The sequence below is a fragment of the Sorangium sp. So ce693 genome (genome assembly GCF_051521375.1).
GTDB classification, from domain to species: Bacteria; Myxococcota_A; Polyangia; order Polyangiales; family Polyangiaceae; genus Sorangium; species Sorangium atrum.
Map to the genome: position 1 here is coordinate 12,068,947 of NZ_CP150347.1, position 25,183 is coordinate 12,094,129.

Genomic DNA, 25,183 nt, shown 5'->3' on the forward strand with positions numbered 1-25,183 from the left:
CCGAAGCGGCTCGGCTGATCCCTCGATTCATTCCCGGCGGGCGAGACGGCGGCGAGCCACCGCCGCCGTCACTTCTTCGTCAGCGCGTTGTAGCTGGTGATGAGGTTGCGATAGTCGGGGATGTGGTTCGAGAACAGCGTCGCCAATCCCTCGATGTCGTTGCGCCAATCGCGGTGCAGCTCGCAGGCGACGCCGAACCACGTCATGAGCTGCGCGCCGGCTTGGGACATGCGATCCCAGGCGGAGTGCCGGGTGATCTCGTTGAAGGTCCCGGACGCGTCCGTGACGACGAAGACCTGAAAACCCTCCTCGATCGCCGACAGCGCGGGAAAGGCCACGCAGACCTCGGTCACGACGCCCGCGATGATGAGCTGCTGTTTGCCCGTGGCCTTGACGGCTTTGACGAAGTCCTCGTTGTCCCACGCGTTGATGTTGCCGGGGCGCGCGATGTACGGCGCGTCCGGGAACTGCTCTTTCAGCTCCGGCATGAGCGGGCCGTTGGGGCCGGACTCGAAGCTGGTCGTGAGGATCGTCGGCAGCTTGAAGTACTTCGCGAGATCGGAGAGCGCGAGCACGTTGTTCTTGAACGTGTCCGGCTGGATGTCGCGCACGAGCGACAAAAGTCCCGCCTGATGATCGACCAGCAACACGGCGGCGTTGTTCTTGTCGAGTCGAACGTACGGCTTGGTCATGGGCTGTCTCCTCTTCTATCGTCGTGGGTGATGCGTCTGTGTGGCTCGACGCCCGAGCATGCAAGTCGTTCAATCGTCCAGATGGCCGAACTTGCCGCTCGCGAAGTCGGCGAACGCCTGCTGGATTTCCTGCGCGCTGTTCATGACGAACGGGCCGTACTGGACGATGGGTTCGTCGATCGGCTCGCCGCTCAGGACGAGCAGGTGGGCCTCCGATTCGGCTTCGATGAACAAGCGCTCGCCGGCGTTCTCGAACACCGCGAGGTCGTGCGCCGCGGCATGCGCTCCGTTGATCGCGATGTCGCCTTTCATGACGAGCAGGCCCAGGTTATGGCGCGCCGGGAAGGCGAAATCGACCCTGCCGCGCGCGTTCAGGCGGACGTCGAGGACGTCGATCTTCGTGAAGGTCTGCGCGGGGCCCTTCACGCCCTGGTATTCGCCTGCGACGACGCGGACGGAGCCCGCATTCTCGGGGAGCGTCACGATGCCCATCCGATCGCTGGTGATGCTTTGATACCGAGGCGGCGACATCTTGTGCGCCTTCGGCAGATTCACCCATAGCTGCGCCATCTGGAACGGGCCGCCGCGGCGCGCGTAGCTCTCTTCGTGAACCTCCTTGTGAAGGATTCCGGACGCCGCCGTCATCCATTGCACGTCGCCCGGACCGATCACGCCGCCGCCGCCCGCGCTGTCGTGGTGCGCGACGCTCCCTTGCCAGGCGAGCGTGACCGTCTCGAAGCCTCGGTGGGGATGCACGCCGACGCCTCGCGGCCTCGCCGTCGGCGAGTACTCGTACGTCGGGTGATAATCCAGCAACAGAAACGGGTTCAGCTTTCGCGCAGCCTCCGGAATCGCCGAAAAGAACCCCGCGACCCGGAAGCCGTTGCCCACCCAGTGCAGGCCTGGAGCCCGGTAGATCCCCTCGATCTTTCGGAGCTCGGTCCGCGCTGCTCGGGTGGCGCTCGTCCGCGTCTGCATCGTATTCGTGGTGGTCATGGCTGCGTTCTCCTGACACGAGGAGGAATAGACATGCCGAATTGGTAGAACAATACGCAACAGTGGGAAGAACTGTTCCGGATTTTGGAACAGTCCTGTCACATGCTGGCGGCCACGCTCGGCGTGGCGGATAACACGAGGCGCTGGCGGAGCAGGTCGAGGAACGCTACCACCTTCGGCGAGAGGTGCCGTGTGCTCGGATAGAGCGCGAACACGGGCACTTCGGGCGCCGACCAGGACGCGAGCACCGGCATGAGCCGCCCCGCGGCGAGGTCTTCCGCGCACAGGTACTCCGGCAAGAGCGCTACGCCGAAACCCGCGCGAGCGACCGAGCGAAGCATCTCGTAGTCGTTGACGACGAGCCGCGGGTGAACCGTGATCTCGGCGATCCTGGGCCCCGACCTGAGCTCCCAGGAGCTTCCCTCCGGTGCGAACACGATGCACGGGTGGTCCGCGAGCTCGGCAATGTCGTTCGGCTCGCCAAGCGCCCTTTTGACCTCGGGTGCAGCGACCAGACGGCGCCGCACGGCTCCGAGACGCCGGGCGACGAGGCTCGTGTCCGGCGTGGTGCCGGCCCGCAGCGCGAGGTCGAAGCGCTCCTCGACGACGTCGACCCTGCGATCGGTGCAAACCAGGTCGACCTGGACATCGGGGAAAAGACGCAGGTATTCGGCGAAGATCGGTCCGAGAACGGAGAACGCGAGCGGGGCCGTCACCCGCAAGAGCCCCCGGGGCGTCGACTGGAGCTGCGAGACCGCGAGCTCTGCCTCCTCGAGCGCGGCGACGATGCGAACGCAGTGCTCGTAGTAGACGCGACCGACGTCCGTGAGGCTCAAGGTTCGCGTGGTCCGCTGGAGCAGCCGCGCGCCGACGCGCGACTCGAGATCCGAGATCTTCCGGCTCACGGTCGACTTCGGCATCCCGACGGCGGTCGCCGCCGCCGTGAAGCTGCCTCCCTGAACAACCCTCGTGAAGAGGACGATTTCGTCGAGAGCGACGTTGGGTAGGCGAGGGTCCATGGATGGTACAATCTACGCAAAATGCGCGGATTGTTCCAAGCGATCGCGACCTCTTTCGATCCGCCTGCGCAAAGTCGCGCCCCGCTGGTTCGGGCGCAACCACGCACGCGCTCGAGCGCGCCGGGGCTCCGGCCAGCGACGCAGCGGTGTCAGATCGAGTCCCGAGCTGCAACGCCCGAGCTGCAACCGAGGAAGAGCAGCGCCAGGAGGCTCACACACCGACGCGCTCGACGCGCACCCGCACCTCGGCGGCCGGCAGCGCCGCATCGCGGCCCGCCGCCCCCGCGCCGAGCTCCACCGAGCCGCCCGCGATCTCCGCGATGAGGAGCGGCCCCGTCGCCTTCACGATGCGGCGGGCCTGGTCCAGCACGCGCGCCCTCTCGTCCTCCGTCGCGCCGGCGAGGACACCGCTGAGGATGACCCCGCAGGCGCGGTTCGCCGGCAGCGCGGAGAGCCCGGCGACGGTCGCCACGCGGGCCGCGAGGCCGCACACCTGCGCCACGTCGCGCGCGAGGAGCTCGGCCGCCTCGCCGACCACGACGACGCCGCCGTAGAGCCCGCGCAAGGCGGGGGCGGCGACCGCCCTCACGCAGCGGACGAGCCGCGCGCGCGCCTCGACCGCGTCGGGCGAGCAGTCCGGCAGGCGCTCCGCCGCCGGCGCGTCCGGGGCAGCAGCCATGACGGCCGGGGGCAGCGCCGCCCGGATCGCGGCGAGCCGCGCCCGCCACCACCGCGCGCCATGGGCGATCTCCCGGGCGCGGCGGTCGCGCTCGTCTCGCCCTCGATGGACGTGGACGTGGAACGCCTCGGATACGGGCTTTTGCGGCTGGCGCAGGGCGCGAACGCTCGTGAGCAGGCGTATGTCGATGAGCTCCGCGCGCCGCAGGCCCTCCAGCAGATCGACGAAGGCTCCCTTCTCGGCGCCACCGCCGATGAACCACTCGTCGAAGCCGCCGAGCGCATCGACGAGGCCTCGCCAGACGATGGGCAGCCCGTCGCGCACATCGGAGAGCGGCTCGGAGCCCGGGGCGCCGGGGCGGGACCGATCCCCCTGGGCGCCGGGCGCGCCGCCGTCGAGCGGCGTGGCCGAGAGGAGCGGAGCGAGCCCCTCGACCGCGCCCGAGGCCGCCCACGCGGCCGAGCGCTCGATCCACGCGGCCGGCGGCAATGCGACGCGGGCCAGCGCCGGCGTGAGCACGGCCGGCACGCCGCGCGCGAGCGCCGCGTCGTGCTCCGAGAGCGCGTGCTCGACCGCCTCGGGCGAGAGCAGGACATCGGCGTCCAGGAACCAGATCAAGGGCGCCCGGGCGGCGCGAACGCCCGCGTTCCTGGCATGGCTGCAGTGCGGGAACTGCCCCCGCGGGCGCGGGCTGTCGACGATCTCGACCCGGAAGGGGTGAGAGCCCGGCTCCGCAGCGGCGCGGATCGCGCCGCCTGGATCGCCGCCGTCGCACACCACCACGACCTCGAAGGACGACGGGGCGGCGGTCTGCGCGCGCAGCGCGGCCACGGCGCGCCGCAGGAGGGGCGCGGTCGAGGGTTGGCACGGGATCACGAGGGCGATGCGCGGGGGAGCGGCGCTCCTCGCGTGAGCCTCTGCAGCGGAGCCGGGCGCGCCGGCCGCAGAGCCGGCCGCGTCGCGCGCGGCGCCGCATCCGACGGCCGCATCGCCCGCGGACGCGCCTCTATCGCCCGCTCCCGCCGCAGGGCCGCCCCTCAGCGCCGGCCGCTCGCCGAGCACCTCCCACAAGCTCGTGAGGCACCGCTCGCGCTCGCTCAGGTACGCGTCCCGCGCCGCTTCCTGGATGCGCCGGAGATCCGCGTCCGTGAACGCCATGCAGCGCTCGACCGCATCGCGCACGTCCTCCGGAGCCACCGCGTGCGTGCGCACAAGGCCCTGCGCGCCGTGCGGCGCGGCCGGCATGCGCAGCGCGCAGCCGTCGATCTCGCTCATCGCCTCGGTGTCGGGCACGAGGACCGCGGCGCCGGCCGACAGGCCCTCGTGGAGCGCGTGGCCCCAGCCCTCGTAACGAGACGGACAGAGGTGGAATCGAGACGCGTTCTGGTAGAAGCGAAGCCGCCGCTCGTCGACGCGCCCCGCGAACTCGACGTTTCGCGGCCTGAGCGGCCAGCCGAGCGAGGACACGACCGTCAGCGGATACGGGATGCGGTGGCGCTCCCAGGCCAGAAGCACGGAGTCCGTGCCCTTCGCGTCGGAGCCGCCAGGGACGTGCAGGAAGCGCCGCGTCCGAGGGACGGCCGGGTCCCAGCGGTCCTCCGAGAAGAAGCCGAGGTGGCGGGCCCGCGGCGTGAGCGGGGCGAAATGCGACAGCGCGTCCCGGGTCTTGCACAGGACGAGCTCGAAATCGTCGAGCGCGGACCGGGCCTCCGGCCGCCACCACTCGGCGTTCGGGATCAGCCAGCGGCGCGGCGCGCCCTCGGCGAGGCGCGGCTCGTAGACCTCGAGGAAGATGACGAGATCGGCGCCCCCCACGCGTTCGGAACGCTGGAAGTGAACGCCGGTGACCCGGTGACCCCAGCTCTCCAGAAGGCTGCCGAGAAGACGGTAGTCGCGCTCGAGCCCCTTGCCGTTGTCGATGTTGGTGACGATGTGGATCTGCATCGGAAGCATCCCGTCGAATTTTTCGGGAAGATTCACAGGGAGGCGGGGAGGCGGGGAGAGGGAGAGAAAGAGAGAAGGGGAATAAAATCCCATGAATCTCCCCGTCTCCCCGCCTCCCTGTTAATTCTCTTTTAAATGAGGGGATTTGTCATGATTCGCACCTCGGCCCGATCCAGCCGCGGCGCCGCGAGGGCCCTCCACCAGGCCACGGTCACACCCAGCCCCTCAGCCCCGCGTGGTGCTCGCCGAGGATGCCCAGCATCTGGCGCATGCGGTGCACGTACGTGAAGCTCGCCTTGACGCGCGCGTGACCGGCGCGCCGGATCGCCTCGCGCTCGTCGTCGTGCTTCACGTAATAGTCGATGAGGCGCCGCAAGGCCGCGAAATCGCCGAACGGATAGAAGACAACGTGCTCGCGATCCCGGAACTCCTCCTCCAGGCCGAAGATGTAGGGGTGGATCATGAAACCTCCCCGGCCGAGCGTCTCGTAGATGCGATCGGACCAGTAATGCGGGTGATCGAACCCGACACACAGGCTGTCGCCCACGACGACCTTCGCCGAGGCGTACAGGCGGTTGAGGGCGTCGCCGCGCACGCAGCTCTCCGGCGAGCCGTGCTTCACGAAGCGGCGGCCGTACGTCTCCGACAGGAAATCCACGAGGCGCCTCCGATAAGGCCACTCCGGGTGATAATCGTACGAGCCCACGAAGCAGACGTCGGCCGCGACGCCGGGGTCGACGTCCGCGAGATAACACTCGGCGCCGTACACGCCGGGCTTCAGGTAATGGTGGCGTATCCCCTGCGCCCGGAAGAACGCCTCGCTCCCGCCGTCGGGCGTGAACACGTGCTGCGTGCGCCAGAACGGGTCGAGCCGGAGATCGCGGCCGCGCGAGAGGCCGGCGTACAGGTCGAGGTGGTACGAGGCCGTCGGGATGGGCAGCTGCGTGATCCAGCGCAGCGCGTCGCCGCGCAGGCCCCAGGTGCGCGTGTAGAGCAGCAGATCGACGTCGCGCGCCATGCCGTCGAGCTCCTGCAGGGTGAAGGCGTTCTCCTGGGCCTCTACGACCTCGACGCCGAGCTCTCGCAGGCTCTCGCCGACGTGGTTCTCGGTCGAGAACGACGGGCCGAAATTGCCGATGTACAGGATGCGACGGCGCATGGGCGAGGGGGCCACGACGGCAGCGCCCGTCAGGGCGGCGGGTCCAGCGGCCACGTGGCCACGAGCGCGCGCGCGTCGGGCGTGCGCGCCTTCGAGAGCACCGCGAGCGTCACGGTGCGATCGGTGACCAGCACGCACGGCGAAGAGAACGTCGCTGGATCGGCGCCGCCGGCGTCCACGGGGAGCACGCGGAACGCGGCGCCCGGGGCCGGCCGGTGCGCGACGAGGAGGTGGGCGGCGGAGGTCGCGACGATCACGAGCCCGCCGCCCGCGCGGTCGGCGTCGAGCTCGAAGACGCGGCGGTCGCCGAACGGCGCGTCCTCGGCGCCGGCTGGGCCGTACGCGGCATCGCGGGCCGAGACGCGCACGGTGCCGGGCAGCGCGCCGCCGCGCGAGGCGCCGGGGGCGACGCGCTTGCACACCGCGGTGGGGCCCGGCGACCCGGCGAGGACCACGACGTCGATGCACTCGCCGAGCGGGCGCTCCGTCGAGGCACCGCCGGCCGCCGCGGGCTCCAGCACGACCGCCGTCGCGTTGTCGACGACGGCGGACACGGCGCCCGGGGCGCCGGGGGAGGGCGCGGGGAGCGAGCCGGCGGCCGCACCGCGCACGAACCGAGGCCCGCTGAAGCTCGCGAACGGCCGGTGCGCCGTGAGCGAGGTGCGGAGACCGGAGGCGCCGTCGAGCCGGACCAGCGCGTTCACCGCGCCGCCCGCGACCTCCACGACGAACGACAGCGCGCCGCCCTCCGCCGCGGCGTCCCAGCGGGGCAGCGCGGGCAAGAGCTGCGGGATGGTGGCGACGGCGCCCGACGGACCGCGGCCCGCGAGCGGCAAGGCCCAGATGTCCGTGCGGTGCGGCGGGGCCGCGCTGTGCGTCGACGACGCGAGCAGCACGGGCGCCCCGTCGAGCGCGACGAGGCGCAAGGCGTCCGCGAGCGGGGCGTCGGGCAGCGCGGAGGGAGAGAGCGCGAGGGGCGGAGGGGGCGTTTCGTTCATGGGCGCAGATCCGGGGGCGGGGCGGCACGCGGCGGCGGCGAGACAGACGAGGAGCGCGGGCGCGGGAGGCCCGCGCCGCGGCCGCCAGGGGGCATTGGTCGAGCGGGGCGCGGCGGTCGAGAGGGGCGAGGGCATGCCGGTCGACCTCCGCGCTGCGCTAGATACGGGCGTTCGTGCGCATGTTCCACAGCTGCACGAGGGCCTGCGGGTTCGACGATTTCGGGTAGCCGGCGAGCGCGGCCGCGAACAGCCCGTCGATCGCGCCGGTCTCCCACGTGGCCGCGTCGGCGAACGGCCCGCCGCCATACGAGGGGTCGTAGAGCTGCCCGCCGTGCACGACGATGAAATGGTTGAAGAACGCGGGCGGGGGCTCGGGGTTCCGCTGGCCGGGGATCCCCGGCAGGTTGACCACGTCGGTCCACATGCGGTGGGTCCACGGGGCGGGCCGCGTGGCCGCGTTCCACTGCCAGTTCTTCACGAGGAACCCTTGAGATCCCGAGGTCCACGCCGCCACCGTGACGACGACCACCACCTTGTCGGCGCTGGTGATGCCGTGGACCTTGAGCATGTCGATGAAGAGCTCGGCCCACGAGCCGCACTGCCCGCTGCCGTCGGCGCTCGCGAGGAGCAGGCGGGTGCTCGTGCAGGTGGTCGTGTTCGGGTTCCAGTACGTGAGGCCCACGCCGTCGCGCTTGCGCGTGAGCGCCCGCGTGGCGAAGGGCGCGAAGCTCTGCGACACGACGCGCCCCTCGGTCGTCTCGCCCTGGGCCGCGCGGCAGGAGATGTCCACGAGCGTCCAGTAAACCGTGCCGGCCGGCGCGCCGAGCACCGCGTACACGAGGTGCGTCGTCGTGCCCGCGCCGACCCAGCCGGTGCCGGCGGCGTTCGCCTCCCACGCGATCGTCAGCGGATCGTAGCAGGCGACGACGTCCGGCAGCGGCGCGCTGCTCGTCATCGTGGGCGTGGAGACGTCGACCGACCCGGGCGAGACGCTGACCGTGCACGTCCATTCGAGCGTGGCGCCGCCGGCCATGGCGCGGCCGCGCAGCTGCACGGACTCGGTCCCGGTGGGCGGCCGGAGCACGCGCAGCACCACGGCGAGCGGGACACGCGCGCCGCGGACGTAGCAGACCGGGGACTGATCCGCCGCCTGCCGGGTGCTCAGCCACTCGGGGGAGGCGAAGTTCCCGAGAGAGTCCCGCTCCACGGCGTGGTTCGCCGCGAAGTCGACCTGGATCACGCCGACCAGCGCATGGACGATGTCGGGCGCCTTCGGCGACGGCTGCACCGGCGGCGGCACCTCGAGCGGCCTGCGCGCCTCCGGGGCGCGCGGCGGCGGGCCGCGGAAGGCGAGGATGCACCCCGTCCGGAGCAGCTCGGCGACGCGCTCGCGCAGCAGGTCGAGCTCGCGCGCCGCGTCGAGCGACACGATGCCGGCGCCCGCGGCGCACAGCTCGCTCAGGAGATCGACGCGGTCGCGGTCCGGCTCCTCCGAAGGGAACCACGCGGGCACCTCGAGGGCGGCCAGGTGAGGCTCGATCGGCTCCGCGCCCTGGGGCAGGACCGCGCCGGCTGCGCGGACGAAGCCGACGTCTCCGTACGCATCGACGACCTGCCAGACGTTGCCCATGAATCCGCGCGATCCGCTGTCCGCTGTTCCCCCGGCGCCCGATCTGACTAGGCCCGCCCTCGCCGTGCGTCAACCGTTCGTCAAGCAGCGCGCCGGCATGTCGACGGCATGTCGACGGCAGGTCGACAGCGTCGACGCGCGTGAATGTGCCCACCCGGTCGGCGAGCGATGGTAGGCTCGACGGCTCTGGCTCCGGGACGGCGAGGGCGAGGCGATCGATGGCGGACGGTGCGATCGAGTTTGATTTCGCTGTGGAAGGCGCGACCGATCCGTGGCGCGTCGCGCGGATCGAGGGGCATGAGGGCATATCGCGGCTGTTCCACTTCCGCGTGACGCTCGCGTCGACGGACGCCGCGCTCGCGTTCGACGGGCTGGTCGGGCAAACGTGCCTGCTCACCATCCGGAACGACGCGTCGACTCGGTACATCCACGGCATCGTCGCGCGCTTCGAGCAGCACGAGGAGGGGCGCTCGGTCACCACGTACCTGGCGACGGTCGCCCCGCGGGCGTGGCGCCTGCAGCACCGGCACGACTACCGGATCTTCCAGGAGGCGACGGCGCCGGAGATCATCGACAAGGTGCTCCGCGCGGCGGGCCTGTCCTCCGACGATTTCCGCATCTCGACGACGATGACCCACGATCGGCGGGAGTACAGCGTGCAGTACGCCGAGACGGACTGGGCGTTCATCAGCCGGCTGATGGAAGAGACAGGCATGTTCTGCTTCTTCGAGCACAAGGCCGACAACCACGTGCTCGTCTTCGGCGACGCGCCGTTCGTCCACGAGCCCATCGACGGATCGAGCGTCGTGCCGTACCGGGCCGCCGGCGGGGCGCTCACCTCGCAGGAGGCCGTCTCCCGCTTCTCGATGGCCGAGGAGGTCCGGCCCGGCAAGGTCACCGTCCGCGACTACAACTTCCAGAAGCCCAGCCTGAGCCTCGAAGGGGAGGCGGAGGCCGACCGCGACACCGATCTCGAGGTGTACGTGTATGCGACCGAGCACGATCTGCCCGAGGAGGGCACCCAGCTCGCGAAGCTCCGGCTCGAGCAGCTCCAGCTCGTGCGCCGCACCGCGGAGGGGCAGGGGAGCGTGCTCCGGTTCATGCCCGGGGCCACCTTCACGCTCGAGGACCACGGCCGCGAGAGCTTCAACCGCGGATACCTGATCACGCGCGTCGACCATTTCGGCTCGCGGGCCGTCGGGGGGGAGTCGCAGGATACAGTCGTTGGGTACTCCAATCGATTCCAGTGCATCCCGGACGACGTGCCCTACCGCACGCCCGTGCAGACGCCCAAGCCGACGCCCCGCGGCATCCAGACGGCGATCGTCGTGGGCCCGGCGGGCGAGGAGATCCACACGGACATCTATGGCCGGGTGAAGGTGCAGTTCCACTGGGACCGGCAGGGGCGCCGCAACGAGCACAGCTCGTGCTGGATGCGCGTGAGCCAGATCTGGGCGGGCGCCGCGTGGGGCTCGATGTACATCCCGCGCATCGGCCACGAGGTCGTCATCGACTTCCTCGAGGGCGACCCGGATCGCCCGCTGATCGTCGGGCGCGTCTACCACGGCGCGAACGTGCCGCCCTACGCGCTGCCGGCCGAGAAGACGAAGAGCACCATCAAGTCGGACACCTCGCCGGGCGGCGGCGGCTCGAACGAGCTCAGGTTCGAGGACAGGAAAGGCGCGGAGGAGATCTACCTGCACGCGCAGAAGGACTGGAACATCGAGGTCGAGAACGACAAGACCCAGTCCGTCGGCCACGACGAGCGCCTGACCGTCGGCCACGACCGGAAGAAGCGCATCGACAACAGCCAGTGGGAGTCGATCGGCGCCTTCAAGACCACGGAGGTCGGCGAGGATCACAACGAGAAGATCGGCGCGAACCGCACGCTCGGCGTCGTCCAGAGCGAGAGCGTGGACATCGGCAAGGACGCGAGCCTGAAGATCGGGCAGGGCCGGAAGACCGATGTCGGGAAGGACGACATCGAGTCGGTGGGCGGCAAGCGCGAGCTCTCGGTGGGCGGCGAGGAGACCGTCAAGGTGGGTGATCGCGCGACGCTGGAGGTCGGCTCGAAGCGCAACACCACCGTCGGCAGCGACGACTCGCTGTCGGTCGGCGGCACCGAGACCCGGAACATCGACGTGGACGCGACCGAGTCCGTCGGCGGGAAGAAGACCGTCAAGGTCGGCGAGAAGTTCACGCTGGAGTGCGGGAGCGGCAAGATCATCGTCGACAGCTCCGGCAAGATCACCGTCGAGGGGTCGGACATCACCGTGAAGGGCTCGGGCACCGTCAAGGTGGAGGGCGCCAAGGTCGAGGTGAAGAGCGACGGCGACGTGAGCGTCAAGGCAGGCTCGAACATCAAGCTCGCGGGGAGCGGGGTCGACATCAACTGAGCGGCGTCGCGCAGGATCGGAGCCGAGGCGGATGGTTCACGAAGTGGTGGCTGATCACGCGGAGATGGCGTCGTTCCTCTGGGAGCTCCGCGAGATAGCCGTGAGGTCGCACCACTACACGCTGGCCGACCTCGCAGAGCTCGAGGAGCGCGTCGAGGCCCACCTCGACGGGCTCCGCATCGCGGGGGAACCCGGCTGGGAGCTCACGCTGGCCGCCCTCTCCACGAAGGATCCCGGCGCGTTCTTCGCGGCGGCCGTCGCCGCGGTCGAGGCGCGCGACTACCCGGGCTTCGCGGCCGTGCTCGACGCGACGGAGGAGGCGGACGAGCCCGCCGCCGGCATCGCGGGCGCCCTCGCGTGGGCGTCGCCGGCCGACGCGTTCGCGATCGTGGCGCCGATGCTGTCGGGGGCGCAGCCGCCGGCCCTGCGCCGCCTCGCGCTCGGCGCGTGCGTCGCGCACCGCCGCGATCCCGGGCAGCTCCTCGGCTACGCGATCTGCGACGGCGACGCGGCGGTCCGCGCGCTGGCCTTCCGCGCGGCCGGCGCGCTGGGCCGCGCCGATCTGGCGGGCGAGCTCCGCGGCGCGTGGGGCTCGGACGACGAGGCCGAGCGCTTCTGGTCGGCGTGGGCCGGCGCGCTGCTCGGGGCGCGCGGCGCGGACGAGGCGCTGTGGAGCGTCGCCGGGCGGAGCGGTGCGTTCGCCGAGGAGGCGGCCGACTGCGCCGCCCGCGTGAGCCCGCCGGGCGAGGCCCGCCGCCGGATCGAGGCGCTGATGCGGTCGCCCGGCCTCGGGCGGGTCTGCCTCGTCGCGGCGGGGGCGCTGGGCGATCCGGCGCTGCTGCCGTGGGTGCTCGACCGGCTTACCGTCGCGCCGCTCGCGCGGCTCGCCGGCGAGGCGCTCTCGCGCATCACCGGCGCGCCGATCGAGGGGGCGCTGCGCGGGGCCCCGGCGCCCGGCTTCGACGCCGGGCCGAGCGACGATCCGCGCGACGCCAGCGTGAAGATGGACCCGGACACGCAGCTCCCGTGGCCGCACGGGGCGAACGCGCGGGCGCTCTGGGCGGCGCACCGCGGGCGCTTCGCGTCGGGGGTGCGCCACGTGGAGGGCCGCCCGCTGGACGAGGGGGCGCTCGATCGCGTGCTCCGGCTCGGCGGCCAGCGGCGCCGCGCGGGCGCTGCGTTCGAGCGGGCGGCGCGCGCGCCGGGCCGCCCGCTGTTCGACGTGACCGCGCGGGTCGAGCGGCAGAGGGCCGCGCTCGGGGCCTCGCCGTGACGGCGCCGCCCGCGCCGCGCGCCCTCGGGCACGCCGCGGTCGCGGTGCGCCCCTTCCGCTCCCGGGGGCGGGTGATGCTCGCGGTGGTCGTCAAGGCGACCTTCCAGCTCGAGCACAAGCGCGCCATGTCGCCGCTCCCGCCCGCGCCGATCGTCGCGGCGGACGTGCGCGCGGCGCGCGCCGCGGCCGACCCGCGCGCCGCCGTCTCGGCGGCCGCGGAGATGGCCCCGTTCCTTCCGCGCGCGGACATCCTCCTCGGCGGCCACGCCTGGGCCCGCGGCCGGAGCCCGGCGCCGCTCGTCCCCGTCCGCCTGCGCGTCGGCCTCGACGCGGCCGTCCTCCTCGACAAGGCCCTGCACGTCTACGGCGATCGCGGCGGCAACGGCCGCGGCGCCCCGCAGCCGTTCCTCGCCATGCCGCTCGGCTACGAGCGCGCCCCCGGCGGGCCGGCCGACCCGGACAACCCGGCCGGCGTCGATCCGCGCGCCGGCCGCGCGCCCAACATCATCGATCCCCGGCAGCCGACGCGCGCCGCCGGCTTCGGGCCGATCGCGGCGCACTGGCCCGCGCGGCAGCGCCGGCTGGGCAACGCCGATCCGCGCGGCGTGCAGGCCCCGTGGCCCGTGATCCCGGACGGCTTCGACTGGGCGTATTTCCAGGCGGCGCCGGCCGATCAACAGACGCCGTATCTCCGGGGGAACGAGTGGATCCTGATCGAGGGGATGCACCCGGATCTCGACCGCATCGAGGCCTGGTTGCCGGGCCCCGTCGCCGAGGCGCGGGTCGCGTTCGGGGGGGCGGCGCAGCCGCAGGCGTTGCCGCTGGTCGCCGACATGCTCGTGATCGACGCCGATCGCTGGCTTTGCTCGCTCGTGTGGCGCGCCAGCGCGGTGCTGCCGGGCGAGGAGGCCCTCGCCGGCGTCCGGGTCACGGCCAGGGTCGCGCTCCCGGGCGAGGACGTGCCGTGGGACCCCGCGGCAGCGCCGCCGGCCCGTGCGGAGAGGGCGCAGGCGGCGCCGCAGCAGGCGCGAGCGGCGCAGGCGGCGCCGCAGCAGGCGCGAGCGGCGCAGGCGCCGGCTGCGGCGAGCCCACAGCGGGCAGGGCGCGCGGCGGAGCATCCGCTGGCCGGGACGGTGGCGCTCGATCCGGAGGAGGCGTCGGCTGCGGCGAGCCCGCAGCGGGCGGGGCGCGGGGCGGCGGAGCATCCGCTGGCCGGGACGGTGGCGGTCGATCCGGACGAAGGGCAGCCGAACCCCGCCTTGCCGTTCCGGTCGCCCGCGGCCTCCGTGGGAGGACCGCGCCTCGAGAGATCTGGCACGGCGGAGATGCCCGCCGCAGCGGGGACGCCGCCCGCGGAGCCGCGGCGCGGCGGCCTGCCCTTCGTGGCGCCGGCGGCGGCGGGGGCAGCTTCAGGGGCGCTGCCGTTCGCGCCCGCTGCCCCGTCTTCCCCGGGCGCCCGCGATGGCGCGGCGGCGTGGGCGCTGCCGTTCGCCGCCCCCGCCGCGGCGTCGCCTGCGGCGCCGGTCCGATCGCCGGCAGCGGCGTCCGGCGTGCTGCCGTTCGCGCCGGCGCCGGCGGCGTCCGGCGTGCTGCCGTTCGTATCGCCGGCGGCAGCGTCCGGCGTGCTGCCGTTCGCGCCGGCGCCGTCCGCGCCCGTTCCCGCCGCTCCCCCGGCGCCGTCCGCGCCTCCTCCCGCGCCGTCCGCGCCGGAGCGCTCCTCGCCGTGGGCGTCGGGCGCGGCGCCCCACGCTGCCTCGGAGCCGCAATCGCCGTGGGTGTCGGGCGCAGCCGCGGTCTCGGCGCACGTCGCCGCGCCGCCGCCCGCCGCGCCGTCGTACGCCCTCTCCCAGCCGCGCATCGCGCCGTCGTACGCCCTGGGATCGTCGCCCGCCGCCTCGCCGTGGCCCGCCGCCGTGGCCGCCGCCGCCCCTGCCCGGCGCCCCGCGCGCCCGCGCCGTCCGCGCCTCACCCCGGACGCGCGCCCCTCGTCGGAGCCGCTCATCCCGCCGCGCAAGCGCCGCCCCGCGAAGGTCGCGGCCGACGGCCTCGGCGCCTCGTTCCTCCGCTCGGTGCCCGACGCCGCGCCCACGCCCACCTGAACATGGACCTCCGCAACCGAACCCCCTTCGTCGCCGAGCGCATCGTCCACGTCGATGCCGCCGGCGCCGAGGTGCTCGTCGTCCTCGTCAAGGCGACGCTCGCCATCCACGCCGGCGGCCGCCTCGCGCCCGCGGCCGAGCAGGTGCCGCTCCAGCACGCCGACGCCTTCCACGGCGAGCCGGGCCTCTCGAGCGTCCGCTACGAGAGCGATCTCGCGCCGCACAAGGTCGGCACGGACGTCGTCGTCCTCGGCCACGCGTACCCGCCCGGCCGCCGCGACGCCGAGGTCCAGGTCTCCGTGCGCGTCGGCCCGGTCCGCACGACCATCGCCGTCTTCGGCGACCGCACCTGGGCCCGCCCCGCGTCCCCCGCGCCCTTCGAGCGGATGCCGCTCGTGTACGAGCGCGCGTTCGGCGGGCGCGACGAGTCCGCCGAGTCCCCCGCCGACCACGAGGTCGAGCCGCGCAACCCCGTCGGACGCGGGTTCCGGGCGCGCCGCTCGCTCGTCGACCCCGCGCCGCTCGCCATGCCGAACCTCGAAGATCCCAGGAAGCCGCTCCGCTCGCCGGACGATCGCCCCGAGCCCGTCGGCCTCGGCTTCATCGGGCGCAGCTGGCAGCCGCGCCTGCGCTACGCCGCCACGGCGCCCGACCCTTCGTCGCCGCCCCCCGCCGGGTCGCCGCCCCCTGCGCCGTCGCCGTTCCTGCCTGCCGCCTTCGACCCTCGCTACCACCAGGGCGCGCACCCGCGCCTCGTGGCCACGCCGCACCTCCGCGGCGGCGAGCCGGTCGAGCTCGTGCATCTGAGCCCCCTCGGCCCGCAGCGCTTCTCGCTGCCCCCCGCGGCGCCTCGCGCCGTGGTCGTGATCGACTCCGAGCGCCGCCCGCTCCCGCTGGTCCTCGACACCGTGGTCCTCGAGCCCGACGACCTCCGCGCCGTGCTCGTGTACCGGGGCGCCATGCCCATCGGTCGCGATGTCTTCCGCGTGCGCCGCATCGAGGTGGAGCCCGCGCCCGCATGAGCACCGGAGCCGTCATCACCGCCGCCGGCATGGTCACCGCGCTCGGCGACACCACCGCGTCCACAACGGCTGCGGTCCGCGCCCGCCTCACGCGCTTCCGCGAGTGGCCGAGCTACCCCTGCCTCCCCGCCGACCCGCCCCGCCCGGAGGAGCCCTTCTCCGTGGTCGCGGCGTACACCGATCTCCCCCGCGCGCTCGACCTCCCGGTCCGCTTGCTCGCGCTGGCGCTCCAGGACCTCGCGACCTCCGCCGATCTCGCGCGCGCCGACCTGGAGGACGCCTCGTTCTTCCTCGCGCGCCCCTCGCCCGGCCCCTCCGCGCACCACCACGAGCTGCGCGACGCCTTCCGGGAGAGGCTCGCGGACGCCGCCGGGGTCGACGCCGTGACCCGCGGCCTCCTCGCCCCCGACGGGCACGCCGCCATGCTCCTCGGCCTGGCCCACGCGGCGCGCGCCGTCGAGGCCGACCCCGGCACGCCCTGGATCGTGGCCGGCGCCGACGCCCTGGTCGACGTGGGGCTGCTCGAGGCGCTCGACCACGCGCGGCGCCTCAAGAGCCGCCGCAACCTCGACGGGTTCATCCCGGGCGAGGCCGCGGCCGCGCTGCTCGTCGAGCACCGCCGCCGCGCCGAGGCCCGCGGCGCCCCCATCCTGGCCGAGATCGAGGGCTCGGGCGTCGGCCAGGAGCCCCAGACCGTCGAGAGCGGCGATCCCCCCTCGGGCGCGGCGCTCGCCGCGGCGCTCGCCGCCGCGTGCGCCGCGGGCGGCCCGCCCGCGTGGGTCCTCTGCGATCTCAACGGCGAGAGCTACCGGGCCAAGGAGTGGGGGCTCGCGCGCGTCCGCGCGCCGGCGCTCCTCGGGGGCGTGCGGGCGCTGTGGCACCCCGCCGACGGCTACGGCGACGTCGGCGCCGCGACCGGCGGATGCCTCGCGGCCGCGTGCGTGCGATCGTTCGAGCGAGGCGCGTCCCCCGCGGGGCGCGCCGCGCTCTTCGCGGGCTCCGGCGACGGGACGCGCGCCGCCGTGTGCCTCGTCTCGGCTGCAGCGAAGAGGGCGTGAAGGAGGAGCGATATGCCTGTCACCGTAGGAGTCAACTCACGCACGGTCGTCCACGCGGCGAGCAATGGAATGACCATCGCCTTCCCGGACGTGTGCCTCACCCCCGCGCCGCCCGCCCCGCCGGTCCCCGTCCCCTATCCCAACATCGCCATGTCGTCCGACGCCGCGAGCACCGCGAAGAACGTCAAGGCCGACGGCAACCCGCTCTGCCATCAGGACAGCAACTTCTCGCGCAGCAGCGGCGACGAGGCGGGCACGAACGGGGGCGTCGCCTCCGGCGTGAACATGAACAAGGCCGAGTTCATCAGCTACTCGTTCGACGTCAAGGTCGAGGGGAAAGGCTGCGCCCGCGCGCTCGATCTCATGCTCCACAACAGCAAGAACACCCCGCCCACGCCGGTCATCCAGCCGCCGCTCATCGTCATCGTCATGGAGGAGCCCCCGCCCGCGCCCGAGAACCCCAAGGACTGGGGCGTCGACAAGATCGAGGTGTTCTGAGGGGGCGGCCGCGGAGCGAGCCTCGACCCGCGCCGCGCTGATGGACCGGACTCCCCGCTGATTCGTCCTGGAGCTCTCGCATGCCGACGATCAAGCAATACGTGAACCTCCCTGTCGCCGCGACCGGCGTGAACGGTCCTGTGCGGCAGCTGCGCGTCACGCCCAACCAGGTGCCCAACGTCGCGCCCGGCGATCGCGTGGACTGGTGGATCGAGCCCGACCCGGGCAACGAGAGCCTCGCCTTCCAGTCGCTGACCGAGCGCACGAGGCTCGCGCACGGCGCGGCCCCGGGGGTGACGGTCGGCGCTGGGCACCACTTCGACAACACGCTCACGTTCACGCACATCGGCGGCGACAAGTACACGATCAAGGCGTCGCGCGACGGGCAGCGGGCGCAGTTCCTCGCCACCGATGAGTTCCAGACGTGGCGAAAGCTCTATTATACGGTCTGGTACTCCGGAGCGCAGACGCTCGCCACGTACAACAACATCGATCCGCGGTTCGTGGGCGAGTTCGCGCGGCACTTCATCGAGCTGGAGCGCAGGGCGGTCTTCCCGGCGCTCGCGACCGTGGACTCGGCCCGCGTCGACTTCCAGAGCCTGTCGCAGCAGGCGGTCAGCTCGCCGACCTTCGACTGGCCGTTCATGAACGGCGGCCCGAACGCGCTGCTCAACCTGCGCGTCGGCGGCGCTCCCCCCGGGGGAGGCACGCTGACCGACAAGCCGCTTCACATGGCCTTCCTGCTGGTGCCGAACTGCTATTACACGCAGCTGGAGCGGCGCGCGTTCCCCACGGCGAACAACGCGGTCGGGAGCATCACCACGTTCCGCACCGTGTGGCGCGACCCCACGAACGGCAACAACTTCATGTGGACGGCGCAGGCGTCGTGGCCGGCGGCCGGCGCCACCGACGTGCGGGCGTACTTCAACTTCACGCTCGGGTCGCCGAATCGCGTCAGCTGGAACCTCACCACGCTGCCGGGCCTCACGGCCCACCTCGCCACGCCGGGCAACACGTACAACCTCACCTTCTCGTTCATCTGGAAGAGCTCGATCAACGGCTATAGCTGGGGCAATTTCTGCGTCGTCGGGTGCACGGGCCCTGGCCGGAGCGAGACGGCGGTCCTCGGCACCTTCGTCCACGAGATGGGGCACGGCATCGGGCAGACCGTCCGGCAGGAGCCGCAGTACAGCGCGACCGGCGTGGCGCTCGCCACGCAGCTCGCCAACCCCCGCTGGTACACCGACCAGTTCGGCGGGCAGGGCCCGCACTGCAACACGAACGCAGGCCTCACGCCGGACCCGTCCACCACGTCGGGCCAGCGGTACGACTGGTGGCCCGCGCTCGGTGGGCGGCTCTGCACCATCTACCACGCCGGCCACAGCAACCGCGACGATGGCGTCTTCTGCCCCGTGTGCGCCCCGCGCATCCGCCGCGTGCGCCTCGATACGCCGGCGCAGACCTCCCGCAACTGGAACCACTTTGGCTGAACCTCGCGGGCGGGGGGCGCGCTGCTCCCTCGACCCCGCGCCCCGCGCCGCACCCACGTCGAGAGGACCCCATGGACATCGAACCCCGGACACCCTTTGGCTTCGCCCCTCACGCGGGCTCGCCCGAGATCGCGGCCGGCAAGGAGGCCATCCGACTCGCGATCTCGCGGGTGTCCTTCGCGGCGGGCACGGTGGAGCTCGACGTCTCGGCGTCGTTCCTGTTCCCGGACGCCGTCGCGAGCCGCTACCGTGACGTCGAGGAGTCGATGGTCCTCGTCGTCCACGACATCGAGCAGGCGGACGGCGGCGCCCTGCTCGCGCGCAACACGTTCATCGAGTTCCCGGCAGGCGAGCGCGACGGCCCGAACCAGCTCGCCGAGCCCGCGCTGCCGATGCCGGGCCGCGGGAGCCTCGCGTCCGAGGGGTATCAGGGCGCCTGGCTCAACGTCACCGTCGCTTTCCCCTGCGCCGCGGCGGTGCCCCGTTACCGGCCGAGCGTCTATGTGTACCTCGTCCTCGAGAACTACGTGTCGAACGTGATAGGCATCGATCTCGTCGACAAGAAGGCCATCGAATTCTGACCGGCGGTGAACCCATGCTCGTCCGATCCGTCTCTTTCGGCCTGACCGCGGAGACGCCCGCGACCTCCGGCGCCGGCGTCGTCCTCGCCCAGCCGGGCCCGCCCCTCGTCGAGGGCGGCGCCCTCGTCCACGTCGTCCACGGCAGCTCGCGCGTGCCCGCCGTCGATATCGAGGTCGAGCGCGCCGAGGTGCTCCGCGGCGTCTTTCTCACGCTGATCTATGCCCCCGCGCAGGGCGGCGTCACGGTGCCTCTGCTCGGGCCGAGGCTCGTCTTCCCCGACGACATCGACGATGTGGGCGCGGACCTCGTGGGCAGCTTCCGGTGCGAGATCGTCCTGGCACCCCGGGTCGGGGCGTTCTATCTGCACGCGGCGTATCGCCAGTACGTCTCCAACGTGGTTCGCCTCATGGCCCCGCCCGGTGCCCGATGACGCCTGTTTATTCCGTTATCGTCGTCACGTGGAACAACCTCCAGTACACGGCGCGATGTGTGGACGCCCTCCTGCGCACGCTCCCCTCGGACGCGGAGGTGGTCTTCGTCGACAACGGCTCGGAGGACGGCACCCCCGCTTACCTCACCGACGTCGCGCGCCGGCTCGGGGACGCCGCCAAGACAATCTTCCTGGACGAGAACCTCGGCCTGGCCGGCGGCGCGAACCGGGGACTCGAGGTCGCTGCCGGGGAGTACCTGGTGTTCCTCGACAACGATGTCGTGGTGACCCCGAGGTGGCTGGAGGGGCTGCGAGAGTGCATGGAGGAGGCGCCGCGGGCCGTGCCCGGGGCGCGGCGCGTCGGGCTTGTCGGGCCCGTGACGAACAGCGCGCGCGGCCCGCAGAAGGTGCAGAACCCGCCGCCGTTCCAGCCGGAGGCGCTGAACGAGCTCGCGGCCGAGCACCGCGAGGCGTTCCGCCGGCGGTGGGCGCCGTCGTTCGCCCTCTCGACCTTCTGCCTGATGATGCGCCGCGAGGTCTACGCCGAGATCGGCGGCCTCGACGAGCGCTTCTTCCCGGTGGGCCACGAGGGCCCCGACCTCGCCTTGCGGGCGCAGGAGCGCGGCTTCGAGTGCATGATCGCGAGCGACGTGTACGTGCACCACGAGGGGAGCGCAACGCTGAGCAAGGCGTTCCCGGGCGCGCAGGGCGGCCTCGGGGGCGCGGACCTCTTCTTCGAGAAGTGGCGCGCCCGCCGCGCCGGGAAGACGCGGCTCGTGGCCGCGTACCGCGTCAGGGACGCGGAGGCGACGCTGCGCGAGAGCCTCGACGCGACAGCGCGGTTCGCCGACGCGATCGTCGTGCTCGACGACGGATCGACGGACGGGACGGGGGCGATCGCGCGGTCGCACCCCGCCGTGACCAGGTACGAGCGGACGGAGCTGCGGTCGGTCATGGACGATCGGCGCGATCGCGACCGCGCCCTGCAGATGGCGGCGGAGCTCTCCCCGGACTGGATCATCGCGGTCGACGCCGACGAGGTGTTCGAGATGGACCGCGCGCGCGCCGAGCGCCTCATGCAGCTCGCCGATCCGCACATCAAGGCGCTCGGCTTCCACTGGTACACGTTCTGGGAGCCGACGCGCACGTACTTCCGGGCGGACGGCGCGCTCGGGGCCATGTCGGGCTACCGCATGTACCGGAATGAGCCGGGCCTGCGGGTCGCCCGGGGGGTCGAGGGCGGCCTGCCCGGCGGCGGCATTCCCGAGATGCCGGACGGGTGCGGGCGCTTCACCGACGTCCGCGTGCGGCGGCTCGGCTACGACACCGAGGCGTCGCGGCAGGCGCGGCTCGCGCTCCACGGGCGGCCGGACCCGTCCACGCCGCCGCGCGCCGGCGCGCCCCCCGAGCTGGCCGATCTCGCGAGCAACACGGTGACGCTGCGCAGGTATGCGCCCGCGTCCGGCGTATCGCTCTGCATCATCGCGAGGAACGAGGCGGAGCGGCTGGAGCGGTTCCTCGCGTTCCTCGAGCCGTTCGTCGACGAGATATGCATCGTCGACAACGGCAGCGACGACGCGACGGTCGAGATCGCGCGGAGGTTCACCGATCGGATTCGCGTCCACCGGACGGACCGGCTGGACCTGGCCGAGGTGCGCAACGTAGGCCTGGAGATGGCCACGCAGCCCTGGATCCTGAGCCTCGACCCGGACGAGGAGCTCGCGCACTGGGATCTGCCGCGCGTCGTGCGGCTCATGGATGACCTCGACGTCCACGCCTATTCGTTCGAGATCGCCAATCATCAGAAGGACGGCCCGCCCGTCATGACGATCGCCGTGCGGCTGTTCCGCAACGACGCGAGGATCCGGTACGGGCGCGCCGTCCACGAGACGGTGCAGCCGAGCCTCGACCGGCACCCGGAGCTCGTCGTCCGCCCGTCCGGCGTGGAGATCCAGCACTACGGCTTCCTGAAGGACGACGGCGTCATGGAAGAGAAGCTGTCGCGCTACCTGGAGGCGAACCAGCGCATGCGCGAGGAGGATCCGGCGGATCCGATGCCCTGGTACAACGAGGGTCTCCACCTCCTGAACGACGGCCGCGACGACGAGGCGATCGCCTTTCTGGAGAGGGCCATGGTGCTCGGCCAGCGCTTCCTCTCGCCGCGATCGAGCCTGGCGCAGATCTACCAGCACCGGGCGCTCGCGCTGTGGCAGAGCATGGTCGCCGAGCTCCCGCCGGGTCACCCCGTGCGGCCGACGGCGGAGGAGAGCGCGGCGGCGCTGGGCCGCATCACGCCGGCGCGGATGCTGGTGGGGCAGGCGCGCAGGCGCAGGCTCCAGGGGCCGTCGCATGGCGAGTGAGGGGCGGCGCGCGTTCATCGCGCAGGTCACCGCGGGGGCCGGCCTCGTGGCGCTCGGTGGGTGCGGCGGCGCGCCCGGGGCGGCGGGCGCGATCGCGGGGGCGAGGGGCGCGCCTGCGGCGGGGAAGGCCGCTCCTCTGGCACCGGCGGCACCGGCCGTGGCGGGCGGGGCGCCTGTCCTCGAGGCCGCGCTGCGGGGCGCCGTGCTCGCGCTTCGCTACCGATACCCGAGCTCCATGGGCGAGCGCCTCGCCGCCGCCCCGTGGGCCGCCACGCTCGTGGTCGCCATTCACCCCGCGTCGGCGTCCCCCGCCTGTCGGAGCCTCGCGACAGGCGCGCTCCGCACCGAGGCCCCCGTGCTGGATCAGGGGATGTTCCGCGCGTCGGCCGAGGTCGATCTGGCGGCCTTCTTCGGCCTGAAGGCGCCGTTCGTGCGCTATGTGCACGCGTCGTTTCTCCACCTCCGGTCCGACGTGCTGCGCGTCGCGGCCGGGTGAGCCGAGCGCGAGCACGCCTGTCGTGACCGAGCGCGCGGCGCGTGCGCCTCGGGGCCGCGCGGGCTGCTGACCTGGGCATTCGCGTTCATCCGTAGGACAGCGAGGATGTCCTCCGTCCGGAGAGGCCTTGCTCGATGACGGAGATACAAGACATCGGGGGTTCCTTCGGAGGAGACGTGACCCGGAGCTGCACGCCGTCATGATTCCGCGTCGTCGTTGGAGTAGGACCCGAACTCGTTCGACACCGGCGTGCGGCCTAGCTTCTGGAGCTCGCGCTTCGTGGCGCGGACCAGGTGCCGCATGGTGACGATCCCGCCGTCGCTCGCGGCGAGGAAGGCCGCGGCGACCGCGATGTTCTTGATGTTGCCGCCCGAGAACTTGAACTGACGCGCCATGAACGCCAGATCGAGCTCCGCGTCGCGCGGGGCATCGATGGGCCAGACCTGTCGCCAGATGCGGAGGCGCTCCTCCTCCTCCGGGAGCGGGAACGTGATCGCGAACGCCATGCGGCGCGCGAATGCGTCGTCCAGGTTCCTCCGCAGGTTCGTCGCGAGGATCGTGATCCCTTCGTACTCCTCCATCCGCTGGAGCAGGTAGCTCGTCTCGATGTTGGCATACCGATCGTGCGCGTCCTTGACCTCGGAGCGCTTCCCGAAGAGCGCGTCCGCCTCGTCGAAGAAGAGGATGGCGTTGCTCGTCTCGGCGGCCGCGAAGATCTGCGACAGGTTCTTCTCGGTCTCGCCGATGTACTTGCTCACCACCGAGGAGAGATCGATGCGATAGAGATCGAGCCGCAGCGCGCCCGCGATGATCTCCGCGGCCATCGTCTTGCCCGTGCCGGAGGGGCCCGCGAACAGGACGTTCAGCCCGCGACCGAGCGAGAGCTTGCCCGCGAAGCCCCACTCGTCGAGCACGCGGCCGCGGTGGGTCACGCGATCGCAGATCTCGCGGAGCTGCCGTACCGCGTCCTCCGCGAGCACGAGATCATCCCAGCGATAACGCGGGCGGATCCTCCGCGCGAGCTGGTCGACCGCGTGGCTCGAGCGGCCGCGGCACGCGTCGTAGACGTCGTCCACCGCGGGCGCGTCCTCGTCCCCTCGGAGGCGCGCGCGGCGCCTCGCGCCAGCGGCTGCGCCGCGGATCTGCGCGGCGCTGAAGCGAAACTTGGCCGCGACGGCGTCGATCTCGGCGCCGAAGCCGGGCAGCGCCTCTCGCCACAGCGCCGCGCGCTCCACGCCGTTCGGCATGGGTACGTCGATCTCGACGAAGTCGACGCGCTCCGACGGCTCCGGCTCCCACGGCGCGTCGCGGGACACGAAGACCGCGAGCCCCCCTGGCAGCTGCGGCAGCTCGCGGGCGAGCGCCTCGAGGATGCGCGGCATCCTGGCCCCAGCGTCGCCGAGGAAGAGCGCCGCGCCGCGCAGGACGGCCTCGCGCAGGAGCAGCGACAGCGGCCCCGCCGGAGGATCCGGGAGCGCCGCGAGGTGCTCGCCGTCGACGGCCAGCACCTCGCGGCCGACGCGCGCGCACGCGGCGCTCGCGACGTCGAGGCCGTCGCCGTGGCATGGCTCGCGGAGGTGCACGAGGAGCGACCGCGCGACGCCGCCGCAGCGCGCGAGCTCACGCGCGAGCTCGTCGACGCGCGCGGCCGCGAACGCGGGCTCGTGCCGGGGAGCGCGCCGGACGCGACGGACAAAGGGCGCGAGCGACGGGTCGACCTCGTCGGAGTCGAAGAGGTGGCGCACGATGCGCTCGTCGAGCTTGAGGGTGGAGGCCAACCACGGCGCGTGTAGGCGCCCGTCGTCCCCGAGCAGCCGCACGATCGCGTGGCGGACGAGCGGCGCGTCGGAGAAGAAGCGCGAGGCGGCGTCGAGCTTCTCTTCCAGCGAGCTCGAAAGCAGGTTCAACGCCAGATCGACGCTCAGGCGGCGACGCGTCGAATCGCCCTGGAGGAGCGCGAAGACCTCCTCGTAGCGAAGATCGACCTCCGAGGCGAGGCACAAGAGGACGATGTCGGCGTCGAGCGGCGTCAGGCCGAAGCGCCTGCAAAGCTCGACGAAGCGGAGAGGGACCCCGGATCGAAGCGATTCCTCGCGTCGCTCGCGGAGCTCCGCGCAGATTGCGTCCCAGCCGCTCGACCACTTCTCTGTCGGCTCCGCGCGGGACGAGCTCCACGACGGAAGCCCGCCGGGACCGGAGAGGAGGTCATCGAGCGCGCCCCCGGTGGTCTGGAGCAGCTCCGCGGAGCCGGTCGCCTGGCGCGCGCGCCAGACGCACAGACGGATGATGGCGTCGATCCGATCGATCTCAGCGAGCAGGTGCTCGCGCGAAGAGGAATAAGCGATCATCGAAGCGCTCGAGA

At 72.7% G+C, this 25,183-nt stretch carries 19 protein-coding genes; 11 read left to right on the forward strand and 8 right to left on the reverse strand.

Annotated elements, in window-relative coordinates; genetic code table 11:
• Window positions 1-68: 68 nt before the first annotated feature.
• The 7 genes from ycaC to WMF14_RS45060 all read right to left on the reverse strand — a co-directional run bounded on the left by ycaC (window position 69) and on the right by WMF14_RS45060 (window position 9,117).
• Window positions 69-692, reverse strand: coding sequence for an isochorismate family cysteine hydrolase YcaC (gene ycaC / locus WMF14_RS45030; protein WP_437296142.1), 624 nt, complete (start codon window positions 690-692; stop codon window positions 69-71).
• A 69-nt stretch (window positions 693-761) separates the two neighbouring features.
• Window positions 762-1,688 carry a pirin family protein gene (locus WMF14_RS45035; RefSeq protein WP_437804409.1) on the reverse strand — a complete coding sequence of 309 codons (927 nt, stop codon included), beginning with the start codon at window positions 1,686-1,688 and terminating at the stop codon, window positions 762-764.
• Between the two features lie 98 nt (window positions 1,689-1,786).
• A complete protein-coding gene (locus tag WMF14_RS45040; RefSeq protein WP_272095992.1) occupies window positions 1,787-2,707 on the reverse strand; it encodes a LysR family transcriptional regulator in 921 nt (306 codons plus the stop codon).
• A gap of 211 nt (window positions 2,708-2,918) precedes the next feature.
• Complete coding sequence (locus WMF14_RS45045) at window positions 2,919-5,339, reverse strand: glycosyltransferase (protein WP_437796684.1); 2,421 nt, start codon at window positions 5,337-5,339, stop codon at window positions 2,919-2,921.
• Window positions 5,340-5,541: 202 nt separating this feature from the next.
• Window positions 5,542-6,489, reverse strand: coding sequence for a glycosyltransferase family protein (locus WMF14_RS45050; RefSeq protein WP_437796686.1), 948 nt, complete (start codon window positions 6,487-6,489; stop codon window positions 5,542-5,544).
• A 29-nt stretch (window positions 6,490-6,518) separates the two neighbouring features.
• Entirely contained in the window at window positions 6,519-7,487 is a 969-nt protein-coding gene (locus tag WMF14_RS45055; protein WP_437796688.1) for a hypothetical protein, read from the reverse strand.
• 157 nt (window positions 7,488-7,644) lie between these two features.
• Entirely contained in the window at window positions 7,645-9,117 is a 1,473-nt protein-coding gene (locus WMF14_RS45060; RefSeq protein WP_437796690.1) for a hypothetical protein, read from the reverse strand.
• A 218-nt stretch (window positions 9,118-9,335) separates the two neighbouring features.
• Here WMF14_RS45060 and WMF14_RS45065 point away from each other — a divergent pair, with 218 nt between their 5' ends.
• The 11 genes from WMF14_RS45065 to WMF14_RS45115 all read left to right on the forward strand — a co-directional run bounded on the left by WMF14_RS45065 (window position 9,336) and on the right by WMF14_RS45115 (window position 22,821).
• Window positions 9,336-11,513 carry a type VI secretion system Vgr family protein gene (locus WMF14_RS45065; protein ID WP_437796692.1) on the forward strand — a complete coding sequence of 726 codons (2,178 nt, stop codon included), beginning with the start codon at window positions 9,336-9,338 and terminating at the stop codon, window positions 11,511-11,513.
• Window positions 11,514-11,544: 31 nt separating this feature from the next.
• Window positions 11,545-12,786 carry a TIGR02270 family protein gene (locus tag WMF14_RS45070; RefSeq protein ID WP_437796694.1) on the forward strand — a complete coding sequence of 414 codons (1,242 nt, stop codon included), beginning with the start codon at window positions 11,545-11,547 and terminating at the stop codon, window positions 12,784-12,786.
• The gene (locus WMF14_RS45075) at window positions 12,783-14,885 is read left to right on the forward strand and encodes a DUF2169 family type VI secretion system accessory protein (RefSeq protein ID WP_437796696.1); all 2,103 of its coding nucleotides are present in this window, start codon (window positions 12,783-12,785) and stop codon (window positions 14,883-14,885) included. The genes WMF14_RS45070 and WMF14_RS45075 overlap by 4 nt, the downstream gene beginning before the upstream one ends.
• A gap of 2 nt (window positions 14,886-14,887) precedes the next feature.
• A complete protein-coding gene (locus WMF14_RS45080; protein WP_437796698.1) occupies window positions 14,888-15,907 on the forward strand; it encodes a DUF2169 family type VI secretion system accessory protein in 1,020 nt (339 codons plus the stop codon).
• Window positions 15,904-16,965: a hypothetical protein gene (locus WMF14_RS45085; RefSeq protein WP_437796700.1), complete on the forward strand. Its 1,062-nt coding sequence runs from the start codon at window positions 15,904-15,906 to the stop codon at window positions 16,963-16,965. The genes WMF14_RS45080 and WMF14_RS45085 overlap by 4 nt, the downstream gene beginning before the upstream one ends.
• Window positions 16,966-16,977: 12 nt before the next feature.
• Window positions 16,978-17,463, forward strand: coding sequence for a DUF4150 domain-containing protein (locus WMF14_RS45090; RefSeq protein ID WP_272096004.1), 486 nt, complete (start codon window positions 16,978-16,980; stop codon window positions 17,461-17,463).
• An 80-nt stretch (window positions 17,464-17,543) separates the two neighbouring features.
• On the forward strand, window positions 17,544-18,953 hold the full coding sequence (locus WMF14_RS45095; RefSeq protein ID WP_437796702.1) for a hypothetical protein: 1,410 nt from the start codon (window positions 17,544-17,546) through the stop codon (window positions 18,951-18,953).
• A 71-nt stretch (window positions 18,954-19,024) separates the two neighbouring features.
• Window positions 19,025-19,534: a hypothetical protein gene (locus WMF14_RS45100; protein WP_437796704.1), complete on the forward strand. Its 510-nt coding sequence runs from the start codon at window positions 19,025-19,027 to the stop codon at window positions 19,532-19,534.
• Between the two features lie 14 nt (window positions 19,535-19,548).
• Window positions 19,549-19,965 carry a hypothetical protein gene (locus WMF14_RS45105; RefSeq protein WP_437796706.1) on the forward strand — a complete coding sequence of 139 codons (417 nt, stop codon included), beginning with the start codon at window positions 19,549-19,551 and terminating at the stop codon, window positions 19,963-19,965.
• Window positions 19,962-22,325, forward strand: coding sequence for a glycosyltransferase (locus WMF14_RS45110; protein WP_437796708.1), 2,364 nt, complete (start codon window positions 19,962-19,964; stop codon window positions 22,323-22,325). Before WMF14_RS45105 ends, WMF14_RS45110 begins: the two co-directional genes overlap by 4 nt.
• Window positions 22,315-22,821 (forward strand): hypothetical protein, encoded by a 507-nt coding sequence (locus tag WMF14_RS45115; protein WP_437796710.1) that lies wholly within the window; start codon window positions 22,315-22,317, stop codon window positions 22,819-22,821. The genes WMF14_RS45110 and WMF14_RS45115 overlap by 11 nt, the downstream gene beginning before the upstream one ends.
• A gap of 197 nt (window positions 22,822-23,018) precedes the next feature.
• Here WMF14_RS45115 and WMF14_RS45120 read toward each other — a convergent pair whose 3' ends face one another.
• Complete coding sequence (locus WMF14_RS45120; protein ID WP_437796712.1) at window positions 23,019-25,169, reverse strand: ATP-binding protein; 2,151 nt, start codon at window positions 25,167-25,169, stop codon at window positions 23,019-23,021.
• Window positions 25,170-25,183: the final 14 nt, after the last annotated feature.